Genomic DNA, 17,002 nt, shown 5'->3' with positions numbered 1-17,002 from the left:
CCTACGGCGGCCCGCGCTCCGGCCGGACCATTCCGGCTCCCGATCGACGTGACCGTACCGGTCACGCGAACCAGGCGATCGCCTGCCCGTGCGACCGGGTGTAGGCGAGCGGAGTCCCGTCCAGCGCGAGGACGTTCAACAGCGCCGTGCCCGGCGGCCGCGGCAGCCCGGCGTACGCGAGCACGTCCGGGGCCTCGTTCGCGATCCAGTGCCCCGGCAGCCCGCGGGCCAGCTCGGCGAACGCCTGCCGCCTCGGCGCCGGCACCTGGTACAGGACCGAGGTGTGGAACACCACCGGCGTCGCGCCCCGCGGCGCCCGCGCGGCCAGCGCCGCCAGGTCGTCCACCAGGTCGCCGCGCACGAGCAGCGGCGGCTCGGCCGCGGCGACGGACGCCGCGGCCCGCAGCCGGGCCCGGCGGTGCACGTGTTCCGGCCAGATGAGGGCGTCGAGCCACGCGACGTCCGCGGGATCGGTCACGTCGAGCGGGTTCAGGTCGAGCCCGGCCCGCCATACGACCCGGGGTAGGCGGGCCGGCGGCGCCACCCCGGTCGCGGCACAGTCCAGGACCGGTTCGCCGGACCCGACCAGGTGCTCGCCGTAGCGGTAGGCGTACCGGTCGGGATAGAGACACAGCCCGGCCGAGGCCCCGACCTCCAGCAGGGCGAGCGGCTGCGGCAGCGCGGCGAGCACCGGCAGCAGCACCGCGCACCGCCCGGGCTCGTTCGTCTGTACGGACCGGGTGCGCATCTCCGCTTCGACCGCCGGCCAGTTCCCCAGGACGTGGTCACGGAACGCGGCGGGGTCCTCGACCGGGCCGCCGAGGAACCGTACGACGCCGAACAGCAGGTTCGGCTGCCGCTTCGCCGGCGGGAGCGCGCCGAGCAGCGCGAGCATCTCGCGGTCGCGGGAGACCGCGAGCGCCAGGCGCTCGTACGCCCGTGACACGCCGCGCGCCTCCCGAGCGGCGAATCCGGCGTAGATCTCGCTGGTCGTCATGTCCCTATGATCGCCTCGCGCCGCCTCCCGCGCTTCGGCCGGACGCCCGCCCCGGCTCGCTCAGTCGCGGGGAGACCGGGGAGACCGGGGCGGGCAGGGCGGGCAGGGCCCGGTCAGGCGAGGCCGGCGGCGCGCAGGGCCTCGCCGAAGGCGGCGCGGTTGGCCCGCTGGTCGGCGACGGCCCGATCGAGGGCCTCGGTGTCGGCGGCGCGGAAGGCCGGGACGTCCTGCTCGACGACGATCCAGCCCTCGTAACCCGACCGCCACAGCTCGGCCAGCACGGCGGGCAGGTCCAGGTCGCCCCGCCCGAGCGACGGGAAGCCGCCCGCCGCGACCAGGTCCCACAGGTCGCCGCCCCTCGCGCGGACCCGGGCGAGGATGTCCCGGGAGGCGTCCTTGACGTGCACCTGCCGGATGCGCGGGGACCACTCGCGGATGGCCGCCACGGGGTTGCCCCCGGCCAGCCACAGGTGCCCGGTGTCCAGGCACAGCGAGACGTCGGTCAGCTCGAGCAGCCGCTCGATCTCCTCCGGGGTTTCCACGTCGGTGCCCAGGTGGTGGTGGAAGACGGGTTCCAGGCCGCGGTCGCGGCAGCGGGCCGCCGCCTGCCCGACGCGCGCGGCGTACGCGGGCCACTCGCCGTCGGGCAGGGACAGCCGGGTGTCGGGGGGCATGCCGGGACGGGCGAACCGTTCGGGCCGGTCCGGGCACGCGAGCGTGGGCCGCGGCGCGAACCGCGGGTCGGCCGTCCACGCCTCCCCCGCCGCCCGCCCGTCCCGTTCGCCTCCCGAGCCGTCGGACCCGGCGCCACACATCGCGTCGCGGACGGCGGCGAACACGTCGAGGGCGGCGTCGAGGGCGGCCAGGTCCTCGCGGAAGCCGTCCGGGTCGCCGTAGCGGAGGTCCACCCACCCGCCCGCGAGCCCGAGACCGTGCTCCGCGAGAAGGGCGGGCAGGCTCCGCGCCGTCCCCAGGTAGCCGATCGGCCCGGAGTCGGTGCCGTCGTACCCGGCTTCGCGCATCGTCGCGAGCATCTCGCCCGGCCGCAGCGGCGCGCCGCCGGCGCGGTAGACGCCGAAGTTGACGGGCGCGCTCGCCACCCGCACCGCCCAGGAGTCCGCCCGCGCCGTCATGATCCGCTGAGATAGCGCTCGGCCAGCTCGCAGCTGCCCAGGGTGTAACCGGCCCCGAGTTCCCCGGCGATGTCGGCGGCCGAATGGGAGCCGATCCACGCGACGAGGAGAAGGCGGCGGAACATGATGAACGTCCAGATCTCGGCCTCGTCCTCCTTCGGCAGGTCGAGCACGGACCGGTAGCCGCGCACCCACGCCTCCGCCATGTGCGGCACCTCGGGACGGTGCTCGATGAAGCTCAGGGCGGCGCCGAGGTCGTAGAGGTACCAGCCGAGGCCGCAGTCGTCGAAGTCGATGACGCCGATCCCCGCCTCGCCGTCCACGAGCAGGTTGGCCAGGCGCAGGTCGGCGTGGATGAGCCCGTACCGGTCCGGGCCCTTGCCGAACCGCTCCAGCCTGCGGCGCAGCTCGGCCTCCAGCCGGGCGAGCACGGCGCGCGCCTCCTTGTCCACGCCCAGGCCGTCCTGCCACCTGCCCCACCGGGGCGCCGGGCCGAAGGCGGCGTCCAGGTCCCAGTGGAACCGGGTGAAGGAGGGAGGACTCGCCCAGGCGCGGGCGTGGCGGTGCATGCGGGCGGTCAGCGCGCCCAGCCGCTCGAACTCCTCCACCAGCCGGTCCTCGGCCGGCTCGGCGCCGGGCAGGAACTCGAACATCACGCAGTGGCGGGGCTCGAAGCCGGGGTCCTCCACCGTGACGACCCGCGACCCGTCGCGCGCCGGCAGCACGCGGGGGGTGACGACGCCCGCCTCGTCGCGCAGCGCCTCCAGCCAGGCGAGCTCGCTGGCGATGGCCTCCGGCGGGTGGTAGCCGAGCCGGTGGACCCGCAGGATCGCCGTCGTGCCACCGTCGTCGACCTTGAAGGTGGCGTTCTCCGACACGTTGAGCAACGTCACGGCGGCGTCCGGGGACAGACCGTACCGCTCCGAGGCGCGGTGGGCGACCCCCACGACGCGGGTGAGGACGTCGTCGCCCCCGGACAGGTCGTGGACCTGCATGCGCTCTCCCATCGGATCCCGTGAAAGGTGTCCTTCAGATCTTCTCTCGTGATCCTGGAGATCGTTACGTGAGAGAACGGGCGGAAAACGCGTTTGCGGCCCGGGACTGTTTCCGTACACTCGCCAATGATCACGCGCGCCGCCACCGCGACGCGCGCCCTGACCGAGAGAGGGGAGTTGACCGTGCGCCAGCGCATCGCGGTCGTCGTCCTCCGGTCGCGGCACGAGGTGATCCTGGTGTCCACGTCGCTCCCCGGTGCCCGCCGCGCGGCCCGCACCGGACGTTCCTGACGAGCTCCGTACCCCTGGTAAAAGCGGATCGAACCAGCGGCCCCGATCACGGCCCCGTCCGCTCCGCCGGTCGCCCTGCGGTCCCACCATGGCGTCCCTTTCAGGGGTCGTGTCCGGCCTGAACCCGGCCGGTTCGTCTCGTCAGGCCAATCGCGCCCGCCACTGTAGGAACCTTCCCGAAGGGCATGGCCATGCGCGCCGACCTGAAACACGATCACCTCGTCCCGCCGACCGGCATCCGCAACCTGGGCATCCTCGCCCACGTCGACGCGGGCAAGACCACCGTCACCGAACGGATCCTCTACCTCACCGGCGCCGTCCACCGGCGCGGCGAGGTGCACGAGGGGACCACCGTCACCGATTTCGACCCCCTGGAGCGCGACCGCGGGATCACCATCTTCGCCGCGGCCGTGAGCTGCCTGTGGGACGGCCACCAGATCAACCTGATCGACACCCCGGGCCACGTGGACTTCTCCGACGAAGTGGAGCGGTCGCTGCGGGTGCTCGACGGCGCGGTCGCCGTGTTCGACGCCGTCGCGGGCGTGGAGCCGCAGAGCGAGTCGGTGTGGCGGCAGGCCGACCGCTACGGCGTGCCGCGCGTCGCGTTCGTCAACAAGATGGACCGCGCCGGCGCCGACCTCGACACGGCGGTCGAGTCGATCCGCGCGCGGCTGCGGGTCACGCCGCTGGTCGTCCAGCTGCCCATCGGACGCGAGGACGGGTTCATCGGCGTGGTGGACCTGCTGCGGATGCGGGCGCTGACCTGGGACGCCGGCCGTGACACGGCCGCGGAGGGACCCGTGCCGGAGTCCCTCGCGGACGAGGCCCGCCGGCGCCGACGCCTGCTCGAGGAGACGGTGGCCGAGCTCCACCCGGCGGCGCTGGAGGAGTTCTGCGCCCGGCCGGAGATCTCGGCGGCGACTCTCACCGCCGCCCTGCGCGACCTGACCCTGCGCGGTGAGGCCGTGGTGGTGCTGTGCGGGTCGGCCTACCGCGACCGGGGCGTCGAGCCGCTGCTGGACGCCGTCGTGGCCTATCTGCCCGCACCGCCCGACGTGCCGCCCGTACGCGGCGCGTGGGACGGAGCCGGGCAGGAGCGGCCGGCCGACCCGGCGGCGCCGTTCGCCGCGCTGGTCTTCAAGGTGCACGCCGCCGCCACCGGGCGGCTGAGCTACCTGCGCGTGTACGCGGGGACGATCAGGAGGGGGGACGTCGTGCTGGACGCCGGCGCCCGGCGCACCGAGCGGATCGGCCGCATCCTCCGGGTGCAGGCCGACCGGCACACCGAGACGGACCGGGCCACGGCCGGGGACATCGTCGCGGTGGCCGGGGTCAAGGCGGCCCGCGCCGGAGCCACCCTCTGCGCTCCCGGGGCTCCGCTGGTCCTCGAACCGCCGGTCGCGGCCTCGCCGGTGATCTCCGTGTCCGTCGAGCCGCGCGGAAGCGGCGACGCCGACCGGCTGGCGGCCGCGCTGGCCCGGCTGACCGACGAGGACCCCTCGCTGTCGGTCCGCGCCGACCCCGAGACCGGCCAGACGGTGCTGTCGGGGATGGGCGAGTTACACCTGGAGGTCGCGGTGGACAGGCTCCGCCGCGCCCACGGGCTCGACGTCGCCGTCGGGCGGCCCCGCGTCGCCTACCGGGAGACGGTCGTGCGCGGGGTGTCCGGGCTGCTCTACCGGCACGTCAAGCAGGACGGCGGCGCGGGGCAGTTCGCCCACGTCGTGCTCGACGTGGAGCCGATGGACGACGCCGACGGCTTCGTCTTCCGGTCCACGGTCACCGGCGGCCGGGTGCCCCGCGAATACGTCGGGGCGGTGGAGGCCGGATGCCGTGACGCCCTCGCCGAGGGACCGCTCGGCGGCCATCCGGTGACCGGCCTGCGGGTCACGCTCACCGACGGCGCCACCCACCCGAAGGACTCCTCGGAGATGGCGTTCCGGACGGCCGGGCGGCTCGCGCTGCGGGAGGCGCTGCGTGCCGGTGAGATGGCTCTGCTGGAGCCGCTGGCCGAGGTAACCGTCACCGTGCCGGAGGACGCCGTCGGCGGGGTGCTGGGCGACCTGGCGGCCAGGCGCGGCCGGGTCACCGGTTCGGCCGCGCGGGCGGGCACCCGGGCAGGCACCATGGTGGTCACCGCGACCGTGCCGCTGGCCGAGCTCTTCGGGTACGCGACCGGGCTGCGCGGGCGGACCCGGGGCAGGGGCGCCTTCACCAGCCGGCCCGCCGGCTACGCCCGGGTGACCGGTGCCGCCGCGGCTACCCGGCCGGGCCCCGCCCGGTAGACGCAGCGCGTGGCGCGGTGGGCGGCACCACAGTGGGCGGCACCACAGTGGGCGGCACCACAGTGGGCGGCACCACAGTGGGCGGCACCACAGTGGGCGGCACCACGCGGGAGGCGCTCCGCCGGGCCTGCTCGTGCGCAGGCGCGGGCGGGCCCGGGCGCGGCCCCGTGGTGCCCCGGTGCGCGCGAGCCACGGTGCCTGGGCCGCAGGGCCCGGGGCCCGGGGCGTGGGGCCCGTTGTGCGGTGCGCGGTGCGCGGTGCGATCGTCTCGGCGACCCGAGCGACGACGGTTCCCGGCCGGATTCTATCCTCGGTCACGTCACCCGGTCCGATCCGATCGACAGTGGGAGCGGATGAGCCTCGACACACCTGCCGCCAACGCCGCCGTGACGTTCGACAGCGGTGGCGAGACCCTGCTGGGGGTCCTCCACCTGCCCGCCGGGCCCGGACCGCACCCGATCGTGGTGCTGCTGCACGGCTTCCCCGGACACGAGCGCAACTTCGACCTGGCCCAGGACCTGCGCCGGGCGGGGTACGCCTCCCTCGTCTTCCACTATCGCGGCTCCTGGGGCGTCGGCGGCACCTGGTCGTGGGCGAACGCGCTGGAGGACGCGGCCCGCGTCGCGGCGGCCGTACGCGATCGGGAGTTCGCGGCGGCGCACCGCCTCGACCGGGACCGGCTGGCGCTGGCGGGGCACAGCTTCGGCGGCTTCGCCGCCCTGACGACCGCGGCGGCCGACCCGTCGATCACCGCCGCCGCGTCGGTCTCGGCCTTCGACTTCGGCCGGGTCGGAGTCGCCTGCCGGAAGGACGACACGCTGCGGGCGGCGTACGTCGAGGGCTTCGGCGAGGACCTGCTCCCGCTGAAGGGGACCAGCGGCGAGGCGCTGGTCGAGGAGATGACCTCGGCGGGCGAGGCGTGGAGCCTCGCCGGGCTCGCCCCACGACTCGCGGACCGCCCGGTCCTGCTCGTCGGCACGGCCGGGCGCGACACCGTCACCCCCGCCGCCGAGCACCACGAGCCCGTGGTGGCGACGTACGCCGCGCACCCGGTGCCGCTTCTGGAGCACCGGGTGTTCGTCACCGACCACGCCCTGTCGGACCACCGCCTCGAACTCGCCGAGACTCTCCGCGACTTCCTCGACCGGCACCTCACACGCTGAACGCCGGCGGATGACGGCGGCGTTCAGGCGCCGGCCGCAGCCGTCGGCGCGCCGGGGCGCCCCCTCACCCGTCCGTACGGCCGGAGCGGCCGGGGCCGTAGGGACGGTCGCCGCGCAGGGTGATGCGGTGCATGACGCGGTGCGCGTCACCGTAGTCGCGGTTGGCGTAGTGGGCCGTGCTCCGGTTGTCCCACATGGCGACGTCGCCGACCCTCCAGCGGTGGCGCACGATGTGCTCGGGCTTGGTGAGGTGGGCGTAGAGCAGGTCCAGGATGGCCCGGCTCTCGGCCTCGGACACGCCGACGATGTGGGAGGTGAACCCGGGGTTGACGAAGATCCCCTTGCGGCCGGTCTCGGGGTGGACGCGGACCACGGGGTGCTCCACCGGCTCCAGCCGGGTGACGACCTCGCCGTCCCATACGTTGCCCCTGCCGCCCCGGCGCTGGGCCAGGTAGTAACCGAACTCCCGGTTGCCGTCGTGGACCGCGGTGAGCTGGTCGGCCAGCTCCCGCACGGGTCCGGACAGGGAGTCGTAGGTCAGCTGGGCGTCGGCCCAGCTCGTGTCGCCGCCGGTGGGCGGGAGGATCACGGCGCGCAGGATGGAGCCGAGCGGCGGGCGCGGCATGAACGTGACGTCGGTGTGCCAGACGTCGGCGAAGCCGTTGTCGGCGCTGTCGAGTGCGTAGATCTCGGGATGCGCATCGTCGACGCCCCCGACGACGGGATGGGAGGCGGTCAGCTCGCCGAGACGGCGCCCGAGCGCCACCTGCCCGTCGTCGTCGAGGCTCTGCCCACGGAAGAACAGCACCTTCCGGTCGACCAGGGCGGCACGCACCGCGGCCAGGTCCTCGTCGGTGGCGGTCGCCAGGTCCAGTCCCTCGACCTCGGCGCCGAAGTGGGGGCCGAGGGGCCGCAGGTCCAGCCGGACGGCGGTCGGTGTGGTCATCTCACTCTCCTCATCGGTTGGTGTGGTGCGTCACGCGGCGGCGGCGCGTACGGCCCGGCCGATCTCGGCGCGGAGCGCGGCGTATTCGGGAAGGGCGCGCAGTTCGTGCGGTTCCACCCCGGTGCGCGGAAGGCCGACGTCGAGGTCGAGCGCGATCCGGCCAGGCCGCCTGGTGAGCACGACGACGCGGCTGCCGAGGAACACGGCCTCCTCGACGCTGTGGGTGACGAACACCGACGTGCGGCCGGTCTGCGCGCTCACCCGGCGCAGGTCCTCCTGGAGGCGCTCGCGGGTGAGCGCGTCCAGCGCGGCGAACGGCTCGTCGAGCAGCAGCAGCGGGTCGTCGCCCGCCAGCGCCCTCGCGATCGCCACGCGCTGCTGCTGCCCTCCGGAGATCTGCCAGATCCGGCGGTCCGCCACGTCGTGCAGGCCCACCCGTTCCAGCAGGTCCGGCACCCGGCGGGCGCGTTCCGCGCGGGGCACGCCGGCGTAACGCAGGGCCAGCTCGACGTTGCCGCCCACGGTCTTCCACGGGAACAGCCGGGGCTGCTGGAAGACGATCCCGGCGCCCCTGCCGGGTACGGGCTCGGTGCCGCCCGTCCGTACGGTGCCGGAGGTGGGCTTCTCGAAGCCCGCGACGAGACGCAGCAACGTGCTCTTGCCACATCCGGAGGCCCCGACGAGCACGAGGAAGGTCCCACGAGGGACGGTCAGGGAGATCGGCCCGAGAGCGGCGACCGGCCCTCCCGCGCCGCCGTAGACGTGTTCGACCTCTTCCAGGCGGACGGCGGCGACGTCCGTGCCGGCCGGCACGGCGGGCGCGTCAGGGTGCGAGGACATCGGGAAGTCCCTTGGTGTAGATCGCCCGCTCCACCGTGGCGAGGTCGGGCACCGCGTCGATCTTCTGCTGGTCCTTGAGGAACTGCGCCGCGCTCACCAGGTTCCGCGCCAGGCCGCCGACCTTGTCCGGCGTGCCGAGCCACTCGGGCGAGGCCAGATCGGCCGGCTTGAGGAAGACTCCCTGGCTGAGCTGCGCCCCGGCCTCGTCCTTGCTGAGGTTGAGCTCGGCGCCGACCGCCTGGGCGGCGGCGTCGGGGTCGCTGGAGATCAGGTCGAGCGCCCTGGCCTCGGCCTTGCGCCAGGCGTCGACCGCGTCGGGGTGCGCCTGGACGAACGCGGTCGACACCACGCCCAGATCCAGGGTCGGCTTGCCCGCGGTGGCCAGCTCGCGGCTGCTGATGAGCGTCCTGCCGGTCTTCTTGATCTCCTCCAGCGTCGGCAGCCAGACGTAGGCGGCGTCGATGTCGCCGCGCGTCCACGAGGCCAGGATGTCCTGCGGCTCCAGGTCGACCAGGGTCACCGCCGACTCCGGCACCCCCGCCTTGTCGAGGGCGGCGAGCAGGCTGTAGTGGGACGTCGAGGCGAACGGCGTGGCCACCTTCTTGCCGCGCAGGTCCGCCACGGACGAGACGCCGGCGCCGTCCCGGGCGACCAGTGCCTCGTTGTCGCCGGCGACGTCGAGCACGAACGCCACCTGGTAGGGGATGTTGAGCGGCGCGGACAGCCCGCGCGCGACCGGGCTCGACCCGATGGCCGCGATGTCCACGCTCTTGGCCACGAAGGCCGTGTTGACGCTCGCGCCCGAATCGAACTTGGTCCACTTGATCGTGTAACCGGGCAGCGCCTGTTCCAGCCAGCCCTTGTTCTTCACGATGAGGTCGCCGCTGGGGAAGGCCTGGTAGGCGATGCGGATGGTGCGGTCCGCCGTACCGTCGCCGCCCCCGCTTCCGCCTCCGCCGGAGGCGGTGCCGTCGCCGCACGCGGCCAGTACGGCCGCCGTCGCGGCGGCCAGGACGACGGGGAGCAGACGCGTGAGGCGTGGTCGTGACATGGCGGAGTTCCTTTTGCGCTGGAAGGGGGGTTGACGAGGTTCGACCGGCGGGAGGGTGTCAGACGCGGCCGCGCCAGGGGATCAGCCGGGTCTCCGCGAAGCGCAGCAGGCCGTCGATCAGCAGCCCGGACAGGCCGATGGCGAGCAGCCCGAGGACCACGACGTCGGTCTGCAGGTAGCGCTGTGCGTCGCGGACCATGCCGCCGATGCCGGGCACGCCGTTGACCGTCTCGGCCGCGACGACCGAGGAGTACGCGACCCCGACGGCCAGCCGGACACCGGTGAAGATCTCCGGCAGTGCGGCGGGCAGCACCACGTCCTTGACGGCGTCCCATCGTGAGGCGCCCAGCGCGCGGGCCGCCTCCACCAGGCCGGTGGGCGCGCCGTGGACCGCCGCGGCGGTGGCCACGGCGACCGGCGGGAGCGCGGCGATGGCGAGCAGCCACAGCTTGGGCGTCTCGTCGATGCCGAACCAGATGATGAGCAGGCTGAAGTACGCCAGCGGTGGCAGGGCCCGTACGAAGGTCACGACCGGCTCGGCCACGAGGCGGATCCACGGCACCGTGCCCAGGACGACGCCGAGGACGAGCCCCGCCGCGACGCCGAGCGCCGAGCCGATGAGGATGCGGCGCAGGCTGATCGCCAGGTGCTCGACGAGCAGGTGACCGCCGTAGCCGCGGACGCCGTCGTGAGTGGTGGACAGCAGGACGAGCTGGTCCCAGACGGCCCGGGGCGCGGGAACGAACGACGGGTTGCCCGCCGCGACCGCCGCCAGCTGCCACAGGGCGAGCAGCGCGAGCAGCGACAGCACCCGTACGCCGGCCCGGCGGGCCCCGCGACCCCGCCGGGCCGGCGGCGAGCCGGGGCGCGGCCCTGCGGCGGGCGACGGGACCGCGGGCACGGCGTCCGGCGGACGGGCGGCGGCGGGTCTGGAGGGGGAGGACGTCACAGTGGTCGCTCCGGAGGCGAGAGCGCCGGGCCGCGCCGCTCGGAGGCGGGCACGGCGGACGGCAACGGAAGGAGGACGGCCGGCGCAGGTGACCACGCCGACCGGGAGAGGTCGAGGTTCAGGAGCGACAGGCCGAGCCGTTCGGACGGCACAGGTCGACGTGCCGCCGCCGCACCAACCATGATGCCGGATACACATGTATTTCCTACCAAATATGTAGGGTGATAGCAATCGGGCATGGCACCTCCGCCGCCCGCGCATGGCCGTGCACGGCCGGACCGGAGGGTCAGCCGCGCGGGGGACGCGATGTGACCGGCTTCGCCACCGGCGATATCGACAAACTGCAGGCGCACATGCGGAAGGGCCACGCCGAGCTCGGCGTGGCCCTTCCAGGTGCGGACCGCGGCCTACCGGGCGCGGGACCCGGGGTCAGCCGTCGATCGCCTGGTAGAGCGTGGTCCAGAAGTCGTGGATGAGCCGCATCGAATCCGGGGTGGACGCCCCGACCTGGGTGAGCAGGATCCCGGTGAGTCGCTCGGCCGGGTCGGCGTAGGCCGCGGTGCCGCTTCCGCCGTCCCAGCCGAACTGGCCGACGGAGGCGTAGTCGCCGCGGTAGGTGCGCACCGCCATCCCGAAACCCCAGCCGCCGTGCTGCCCCTGGCCGTGCGAGATGTGGACGTTGTCGACGGCCATCGCGTTTCTGGCGGCGTTCTGCTCGGGCGTGAGGCGGTTCGTGGTCATCAGCTCGACGGCGGGCCGGGACAGGATCCGCTCACTCCCGTGCGTCCCGCCGTTCAGCAGCATCCGGAAGTAGGCGTGGTAGTCGTCGACGGTGGAGACCAGCCCGCCGCCACCGCCCTGGAACGCCGGCGGCAGGCTCCACCGTCCTCCCTCGGCCTCGTCCCACACGAGGAACTCGCCGGTCTGCGGATCGGGGGCGTAAAGGGCCGGCAGCCGGTCGATCTGGTCGGCGGGCACGTGAAAGCCGGTGTCCTTCATGCCCAGCGGCTCGAAGACGCGTTCGCGCAGGAACTCCTCGAACGACTGTCCCGTGACCCGGGAGACGAGCACGCCGACCAGATCGCTGCTGATCTGGTACTGCCAGCGCTCCCCCGGCTGGTGCATCAGCGGAAGCTCGCCCAGGCGGCGCATCCACTCGTCCGGCTCGGGCATCGGCTCCGGCAGATTGGGCGTGAGCCCCCGCTCGAAGACCGCGTTCATGATCGGGGTGCCCAGCGACGTCATGTCCATGCCGAGCCCGAACGTGGAGGACAGCACGTCCCGGACGGTGATCGGCCGCCGCGCCGGCACGGTGTCGTCCACCGGGCCGTCGATCCGCCGCAGCACCCGGCGGCCGGCGAGCTCGGGCAGCCACGGGTCCACGGTGTCGTCCAGCCGCAGCCCGCACTCGTCGAGCAGGACCATCGCCGCCGCGATCGTGACCGGCTTGGACGTGGACGCCATCCGGAAGATCGTGTCCCGGCGCATCGGCGCGCCACCGTCATGGCGCATCGTCCCGATCGCCTCGACGTACGTCTCGTCACCCCGGCCCACCAGCGCGACGAGCCCGGGGATCCTCCCCGACTCGACGTGCCGGGTCAGCACCTCACGCACTCTGCGCAGCCCTGTCGCGGAAAAGCCGTTTCCCATCATCAATCTCCTTGCCCACACTGCCACGCGTTCGGGAATCTCTGAACGTCCGTGACACTACATTGCGTTCATAAAATGGTCAACATTAATGGGAGGTCAGTCTCTCCTGTACACACGTGTTTTAGTGACGTGCATTGCAATGAAGATGCGAGCAAACGCAATGGACGACCAGGCGCTCCTTTGCAATGGGATCCGCGTGAATGCATACTGTGCAGCGGGCGTGGGGCGCACGGCTCCGCACATGCGACAGACAGGAGATCACCGCCGATGCCCGGAGGCAGACTCACCGACGAGGACCGCCGGCACATCGCCGCGGGGCTGGCCGAGGGACTCGGATACGCGGAGATCGGCCGGCGTCTGGGGCGGCCCGCGTCGACCATCATGCGGGAGGTCACCCGCAACGGCGGACCCGGCGACTACGGGGCGGACCGCGCGCACGAGGCCACCCGGCATCGCGCGCGCCGGCGCAGACAGGCTCAGCCGCCGGCGCCGCCGGTCCCCGACAGCGGCCATGGACGTGACCCCCAGTCCGTGCGGGACTTCACGGAGTCCTTCATCGCTCTCCTCGTCGAGCAGGGGCTGCCCCGGATGGAGGCCAGGGTGCTGGCCTGCCTGTACGTCAGCGACGCCGGCGCTCTCACCGCGGCCGACCTGGTGCAGCGGCTCCGCGTCAGCCCCGCGTCGATCTCGCACGCCGTCGCCTTCCTCGAACAGCAGGGAATGCTCAGGCGGGAACGGGTCCCCGGCGCGCGGCGCGAACGTTACGTCATCGACGATGAGATCTGGCTCCGGTCCATGCACGCATCCCTGCGGATGAACGACGCCCTCGTGGCCGCGTCGCGGCGCGGAGCCGAGATCCTCGGGGCCGCGACCCCCGCGGGCGCCCGCTTCGAGGCCTCCGCCGAGCTCCTGCTCCTCGTGAGCGAGGCCTTCCGGCAGGTCATGGAGCAGTGGCGGCAGACCCGGGCCGCCCAGCACCCGGGAGCGTAGGGGCGACGTGCGAGGTATGGTCGCCGAGTGCCTGACGCGATCTTCGCCCACCCTCGGCTGGCCGCCGTCTACGACGCCTTCGACGGTGACCGTGACGACCTGAGCGCATATCTCGGCCTCGCCGACGAGCTGGGCGCCGAGCGCGTGCTCGACGTCGGCTGCGGGACGGGATGCCTGGCGGTCCTGCTCGCCGGCGGCGGACGCACCGTCATGGGCGTCGACCCCGCCGAGGCGTCGCTGCGGATCGCCAGGTCGAAGGACCCGGCCGGAAGGATCACCTGGGTCCACGGCGACGCCACCGGCCTGCCGCCGTTCGGCGCCGACCTCGCCGTCATGACGGGGAACGTCGCGCAGGTGTTCCTCACCGACGACGAATGGTCGCGGACGCTCCGGGGCGTCCACGCCGCGCTCCGCCCGCGGGGTCATCTCGTGTTCGAGACCAGGCGCCCTGAGCGCCGGGCATGGGAGGAGTGGGCCTCCGACACCGGTCCGGTCGTCCTCGACCTGCCGGAGGCCGGGGTCGTGGAGCGGCGTCGCGAGGTCACCCGTGTGAGCCCGCCGCTAGTGTCCTTCCGCTACACCTACACCTTCCTGGCGGACAACGCGGTCGTCACGTCGGACTCGACTCTCCGGTTCCGCGACCGGGACGAGGTGGAGGAGAGCCTGACCGCGAACGGCTATCGCGTGCTGGACGTGCGCGACGCCCCCGACCGCCCGGGTCGCGAGTTCGTGTTCGTCGCGCGGCGAACGACGTGAAGCACCTCAGTGGTCGCCCGCGTCGGTGAGGATGCTGCGGGCCTGGCGGACGACGGCCTCGTCGACGAAGCGGCCGTCGGCGAGGGCGACCGCGCCCTGGTCGGCGGCGGAGACGACCTCCAGGGCGGCGACGATCTCCTCCCGGGTCGGGCGGTAGGCCGCCGCGATCACCGGCAACTGGATGGGGTGGATGGCCGCCCGGCCGCGAAATCCCATGACCCGGCCCTCGGCACAGGACGCGGCCAGGCCGTCGAGGTCGCGGACGTTCGGATACACCGACTGCGCCGGGGCCGGCAGCCCCGCGGCCCGGGCCGCGACCACGATGCGGGACCGCGCCCAGGCCAGGCCCGCCTCGCCGGTCACGCCGAGGTCGGCGCGCAGGTCGGCCTCGCCCAGGCCGATCCCGGCCACCGCCGGGGAGGCCGTGGCGATCTCGAACGCCCGCTCCAGCCCGAGGGCCGACTCGACGATGGGGCGCAGCGGCACGCCCGGCACCGCGTCGGCGATCCAGCGGACCTCGTCGGCCGACTCCACCTTGGGGACGCGCAGGCCGCCGCTGCCGTGCAGCAGCGTGCCGAGCGCGTGCAGGTCGGCCTGGCCGTACGGCGTGCGGACGTCGTTGACGCGGATCTCCACGCGCGGCTGCGGCGTGGACAGGAGGGCGACGGTCGCGGCCCGGGCGGTGCCCTTGTTCTCCGGGGCGACCGCGTCCTCCAGGTCCACGACCACCATGTCGGCCTCGCCGCCGAGCGCCTTGGCGACCCGGTCCGGACGGTCGGCGGGCACGTACAACCACGTCAGGGGGCTGCCGGCTGAAGGCCTGGAAGAAAACCCAGTGGAAGGCACGGCGTCAACTCCTCGCGAATCCTCCGTGCCCCTTTCCGCATGATCGGCGCTCATGCCGCACCGTGGTGTGACATGTCACACCACACCCTTGGCGCGCAGGGCCTCGACGTCCGCGGCGGTCAGGCCGAGGCCGTGCAGGATCGCGTCGGTGTCGGCGCCGTGCGGACGGCCGGTCCACCGGATGCGTCCGGGGGTGTCCGACAGCCGGAACATCACGTTCTGCATCCGCAGCGGGCCCAGCTCGGGGTCCTCCACCGTGGTCACGGCGTCGAGCGCCCGCAGTTGCGGGTCGGCCAGCACGTCGCGCACGTCGTAGATCGGCGCCACGGCGGCCTCCGCCTCCTCGAACGCCCGGAGCACCTCCTCCCGAGTCCGCTCGCCGACCCACGCCGCCACGGCCGCGTCGAGCTCGTCCGCGTGCGCCACCCTGCCCGCGCCCGTGGTGAACCACGGCTCCTCGGCCAGCTCGGGCCGCCCGACCAGGCGCATCACCCGTTCGGCGATGCTCTGGGCGGAGGTGGAGACCGCGACCCAGGAGCCGTCGCGGCACCGGTAGGTGTTGCGCGGCGCGTTGTTGACCGAGCGGTTGCCCGTGCGCGGGGGCACGACGCCGAGCCGGTCGTAGACCGTCGGCTGGGCGCCGAGCACCGTCAGGATCGGCTCGACGATGGACAGGTCGACGACCTGGCCGCGGCCCGACCGCAGGGCCGTCATCACGGCGAACGCGGTGGCCAGCGCGCAGATGCCGTCCGCGAGCCCGAACGGCGGCAGCGTGGGCGGCCCGCCGGGCTCCCCCGTCATCGCGGCGAACCCGCTCATCGCCTCGGCGAGGGTGCCGAAGCCGGGCCGCCTGGCGTACGGGCCGGACTGGCCGAACCCGGTGACCCGGGCGAGCACCAGGCCGGGATTGACCTCGCTGAGCCGGTCCCAGGACAGGTTCCAGCGCTCCAGCGTGCCGGGGCGGAAGTTCTCGATGAGCACGTCCGCGTCCTCGATCAGCCGGACCATCAGGTCCTGGCCCGCCGCGGCGGACAGGTCCAGCGTCATCGTGCGCTTGTTGCGGCCGAGCATCTTCCACCACAGCCCCTCGGGCCCGTGCCCCCGCGACGGGTCCGGCCTGCGGGGATGCTCGATCTTGATGACGTCCGCGCCGTAGTCGCCGAGCAGCATGGCCGCGGTCGGCCCGGCGAACAGCGTCGCGGCGTCGATCACCCGTACGCCGTCGAGTGGCCCGTTCACATGCCCTCCAGGAGACGGTCGATCTCGTGACGGTGCGGCATCGAGGTGCTGGCGCCCTCCCGCCGCACCGACAGCGCCGCCGCGGCCGAGGCGAAGCGCAGTGCCCGCGCCGGGTCGGCCCCCTCGCTCCTGGCCACGGCCAGCGCTCCCGCGAAGGTGTCCCCCGCCGCCGTGGTGTCCACCGCCCGCACCGGTACGGCGGGCTCGCGCAGCCGGGTGCCGTCGCGCGAGCCGTACAGGGCGCCCCGGGCGCCGAGGGTGACGACGGCCTCGGGGACGAGGTCGAGCAGCGCCTCCAGCGCGTCCCGGGGATCGTCGCGCCCGGTGATGGCGGCAGCCTCGTGCTCGTTGGGCACGATGAGGCCGACGGCCTCCAGCAGTTCGGCCGGCAGCGGCACGGCGGGGGCCGGGGTCAGGATCACCCGCGTGCCGGGAACCCGGGCCGCGGCGACCACGGCGTCCATCGGCAGTTCCAGTTGCAGCAGCAGGGCGCCGGACCGGCCGATCGTCTCCGCGTCCCGCGGCGAGGGGCCGGTGACGGTGCCGTTGGCCCCGGGCACGACGATGATCGAGTTGTCGCCGCCGTCCTGCACGACGATGTGGGCGACGCCCGAGGGGCCGGGCACGATGCGCAGCCCGCTCGTGTCGACGCCCGCCTCGGTGAGCGCGCCGCGCAAACCCGGCCCGAACGCGTCGTCCCCCACCGCCCCGAGGAAGGCCACCTCGGCCCCCGCGCGAGCCGCGGCGATCGCCTGGTTGGCCCCCTTGCCACCCGGAATCGTGCGGAACGCCCGGCCCGTGATGGTCTCCCCCGGTTTGGGGGCCTGGGCGACGTACGCCACCAGGTCCATGTTGGCGCTGCCGAACACCG

General features: G+C 73.9%; 17 protein-coding genes. 5 read left to right on the top strand and 12 right to left on the bottom strand.

The features are described from left to right. Positions 1–61: 61 nt before the first annotated feature. From HHX41_RS10615 to HHX41_RS10605, 3 genes are all read right to left on the bottom strand, one after another. Positions 62–997 (bottom strand): DUF2332 domain-containing protein, encoded by a 936-nt coding sequence (locus HHX41_RS10615; RefSeq protein ID WP_182905811.1) that lies wholly within the window; start codon positions 995–997, stop codon positions 62–64. Positions 998–1,110: 113 nt separating this feature from the next. Next, the gene (locus HHX41_RS10610; protein WP_182905810.1) at positions 1,111–2,130 is read right to left on the bottom strand and encodes a sugar phosphate isomerase/epimerase; all 1,020 of its coding nucleotides are present in this window, start codon (positions 2,128–2,130) and stop codon (positions 1,111–1,113) included. After that, positions 2,127–3,125: a phosphotransferase enzyme family protein gene (locus HHX41_RS10605; protein ID WP_182905809.1), complete on the bottom strand. Its 999-nt coding sequence runs from the start codon at positions 3,123–3,125 to the stop codon at positions 2,127–2,129. Before HHX41_RS10605 ends, HHX41_RS10610 begins: the two co-directional genes overlap by 4 nt. 126 nt (positions 3,126–3,251) lie before the next feature. Between HHX41_RS10605 and HHX41_RS39655 the strand changes: the two genes are divergently transcribed. The 3 genes from HHX41_RS39655 to HHX41_RS10595 all read left to right on the top strand — a co-directional run bounded on the left by HHX41_RS39655 (position 3,252) and on the right by HHX41_RS10595 (position 6,864). Beyond that, positions 3,252–3,416 (top strand): hypothetical protein, encoded by a 165-nt coding sequence (locus HHX41_RS39655; protein WP_220503928.1) that lies wholly within the window; start codon positions 3,252–3,254, stop codon positions 3,414–3,416. A gap of 191 nt (positions 3,417–3,607) precedes the next feature. Beyond that, positions 3,608–5,701 carry an elongation factor G gene (fusA, locus tag HHX41_RS10600; RefSeq protein WP_182905808.1) on the top strand — a complete coding sequence of 698 codons (2,094 nt, stop codon included), beginning with the start codon at positions 3,608–3,610 and terminating at the stop codon, positions 5,699–5,701. Positions 5,702–6,054: 353 nt separating this feature from the next. After that, positions 6,055–6,864: a S9 family peptidase gene (locus tag HHX41_RS10595; RefSeq protein ID WP_182905807.1), complete on the top strand. Its 810-nt coding sequence runs from the start codon at positions 6,055–6,057 to the stop codon at positions 6,862–6,864. Positions 6,865–6,928: 64 nt separating this feature from the next. Here HHX41_RS10595 and HHX41_RS10590 read toward each other — a convergent pair whose 3' ends face one another. The 6 genes from HHX41_RS10590 to HHX41_RS10570 all read right to left on the bottom strand — a co-directional run bounded on the left by HHX41_RS10590 (position 6,929) and on the right by HHX41_RS10570 (position 12,300). Beyond that, positions 6,929–7,810 carry a TauD/TfdA family dioxygenase gene (locus HHX41_RS10590; RefSeq protein WP_182905806.1) on the bottom strand — a complete coding sequence of 294 codons (882 nt, stop codon included), beginning with the start codon at positions 7,808–7,810 and terminating at the stop codon, positions 6,929–6,931. A 30-nt stretch (positions 7,811–7,840) separates the two neighbouring features. Further along, entirely contained in the window at positions 7,841–8,650 is an 810-nt protein-coding gene (locus tag HHX41_RS10585; protein ID WP_182905805.1) for an ABC transporter ATP-binding protein, read from the bottom strand. After that, entirely contained in the window at positions 8,634–9,701 is a 1,068-nt protein-coding gene (locus HHX41_RS10580) for an ABC transporter substrate-binding protein (RefSeq protein WP_182905804.1), read from the bottom strand. The genes HHX41_RS10585 and HHX41_RS10580 overlap by 17 nt, the downstream gene beginning before the upstream one ends. Before the next feature lie 58 nt (positions 9,702–9,759). Beyond that, positions 9,760–10,650: an ABC transporter permease gene (locus HHX41_RS10575; protein WP_310741919.1), complete on the bottom strand. Its 891-nt coding sequence runs from the start codon at positions 10,648–10,650 to the stop codon at positions 9,760–9,762. Positions 10,651–10,768: 118 nt separating this feature from the next. Beyond that, positions 10,769–10,846, bottom strand: coding sequence for a putative leader peptide (locus HHX41_RS42260; RefSeq protein ID WP_396794397.1), 78 nt, complete (start codon positions 10,844–10,846; stop codon positions 10,769–10,771). A gap of 233 nt (positions 10,847–11,079) precedes the next feature. After that, positions 11,080–12,300 (bottom strand): serine hydrolase, encoded by a 1,221-nt coding sequence (locus tag HHX41_RS10570; RefSeq protein WP_182905802.1) that lies wholly within the window; start codon positions 12,298–12,300, stop codon positions 11,080–11,082. Between the two features lie 267 nt (positions 12,301–12,567). On the opposite strand from HHX41_RS10570, the gene HHX41_RS10565 reads away from it, so the two are divergent. After that, positions 12,568–13,290 (top strand): GbsR/MarR family transcriptional regulator, encoded by a 723-nt coding sequence (locus HHX41_RS10565; RefSeq protein ID WP_182905801.1) that lies wholly within the window; start codon positions 12,568–12,570, stop codon positions 13,288–13,290. Positions 13,291–13,317: 27 nt separating this feature from the next. Continuing rightward, positions 13,318–14,046 carry a class I SAM-dependent methyltransferase gene (locus HHX41_RS10560; protein WP_182905800.1) on the top strand — a complete coding sequence of 243 codons (729 nt, stop codon included), beginning with the start codon at positions 13,318–13,320 and terminating at the stop codon, positions 14,044–14,046. A 6-nt stretch (positions 14,047–14,052) separates the two neighbouring features. Here the strand turns inward: HHX41_RS10560 and HHX41_RS10555 are convergent, their stop codons facing one another. The 3 genes from HHX41_RS10555 to HHX41_RS10545 form a co-directional block, all read right to left on the bottom strand. Further along, a complete protein-coding gene (locus tag HHX41_RS10555) occupies positions 14,053–14,832 on the bottom strand; it encodes a CoA ester lyase (protein ID WP_310741918.1) in 780 nt (259 codons plus the stop codon). A 135-nt stretch (positions 14,833–14,967) separates the two neighbouring features. Further along, a complete protein-coding gene (locus HHX41_RS10550; protein ID WP_182905798.1) occupies positions 14,968–16,131 on the bottom strand; it encodes a CaiB/BaiF CoA-transferase family protein in 1,164 nt (387 codons plus the stop codon). Continuing rightward, positions 16,128–16,982 (bottom strand): ribokinase, encoded by an 855-nt coding sequence (locus HHX41_RS10545; protein ID WP_220503966.1) that lies wholly within the window; start codon positions 16,980–16,982, stop codon positions 16,128–16,130. Before HHX41_RS10545 ends, HHX41_RS10550 begins: the two co-directional genes overlap by 4 nt. Positions 16,983–17,002: the final 20 nt, after the last annotated feature.

Origin of the sequence: Microbispora sp. H13382, assembly GCF_014161445.1 — a bacterium.
Classification (GTDB): Bacteria; Actinomycetota; Actinomycetes; order Streptosporangiales; family Streptosporangiaceae; genus Microbispora.
Note: the sequence above shows the minus strand (reverse complement) of the source record. Positions and strands in the feature narration are given on the sequence as shown.

Excerpts from the sequence above, each read along its gene's own strand:
- HHX41_RS10615 (WP_182905811.1), bottom strand. The coding sequence starts at position 997 with ATGACGACCAGCGAGATCTACGCCGGATTCGCCGCTCGGGAGGCGCGC.
- HHX41_RS10610 (WP_182905810.1), bottom strand. The coding sequence starts at position 2,130 with ATGACGGCGCGGGCGGACTCCTGGGCGGTGCGGGTGGCGAGCGCGCCC.
- HHX41_RS10605 (WP_182905809.1), bottom strand. The coding sequence starts at position 3,125 with ATGCAGGTCCACGACCTGTCCGGGGGCGACGACGTCCTCACCCGCGTC.
- HHX41_RS39655 (WP_220503928.1), top strand. The coding sequence starts at position 3,252 with ATGATCACGCGCGCCGCCACCGCGACGCGCGCCCTGACCGAGAGAGGG.
- fusA (WP_182905808.1), top strand. The coding sequence starts at position 3,608 with ATGCGCGCCGACCTGAAACACGATCACCTCGTCCCGCCGACCGGCATC.
- HHX41_RS10595 (WP_182905807.1), top strand. The coding sequence starts at position 6,055 with ATGAGCCTCGACACACCTGCCGCCAACGCCGCCGTGACGTTCGACAGC.
- HHX41_RS10590 (WP_182905806.1), bottom strand. The coding sequence starts at position 7,810 with ATGACCACACCGACCGCCGTCCGGCTGGACCTGCGGCCCCTCGGCCCC.
- HHX41_RS10585 (WP_182905805.1), bottom strand. The coding sequence starts at position 8,650 with ATGTCCTCGCACCCTGACGCGCCCGCCGTGCCGGCCGGCACGGACGTC.
- HHX41_RS10580 (WP_182905804.1), bottom strand. The coding sequence starts at position 9,701 with ATGTCACGACCACGCCTCACGCGTCTGCTCCCCGTCGTCCTGGCCGCC.
- HHX41_RS10570 (WP_182905802.1), bottom strand. The coding sequence starts at position 12,300 with ATGGGAAACGGCTTTTCCGCGACAGGGCTGCGCAGAGTGCGTGAGGTG.
- HHX41_RS10565 (WP_182905801.1), top strand. The coding sequence starts at position 12,568 with ATGCCCGGAGGCAGACTCACCGACGAGGACCGCCGGCACATCGCCGCG.
- HHX41_RS10545 (WP_220503966.1), bottom strand. The coding sequence starts at position 16,982 with ATGGACCTGGTGGCGTACGTCGCCCAGGCCCCCAAACCGGGGGAGACC.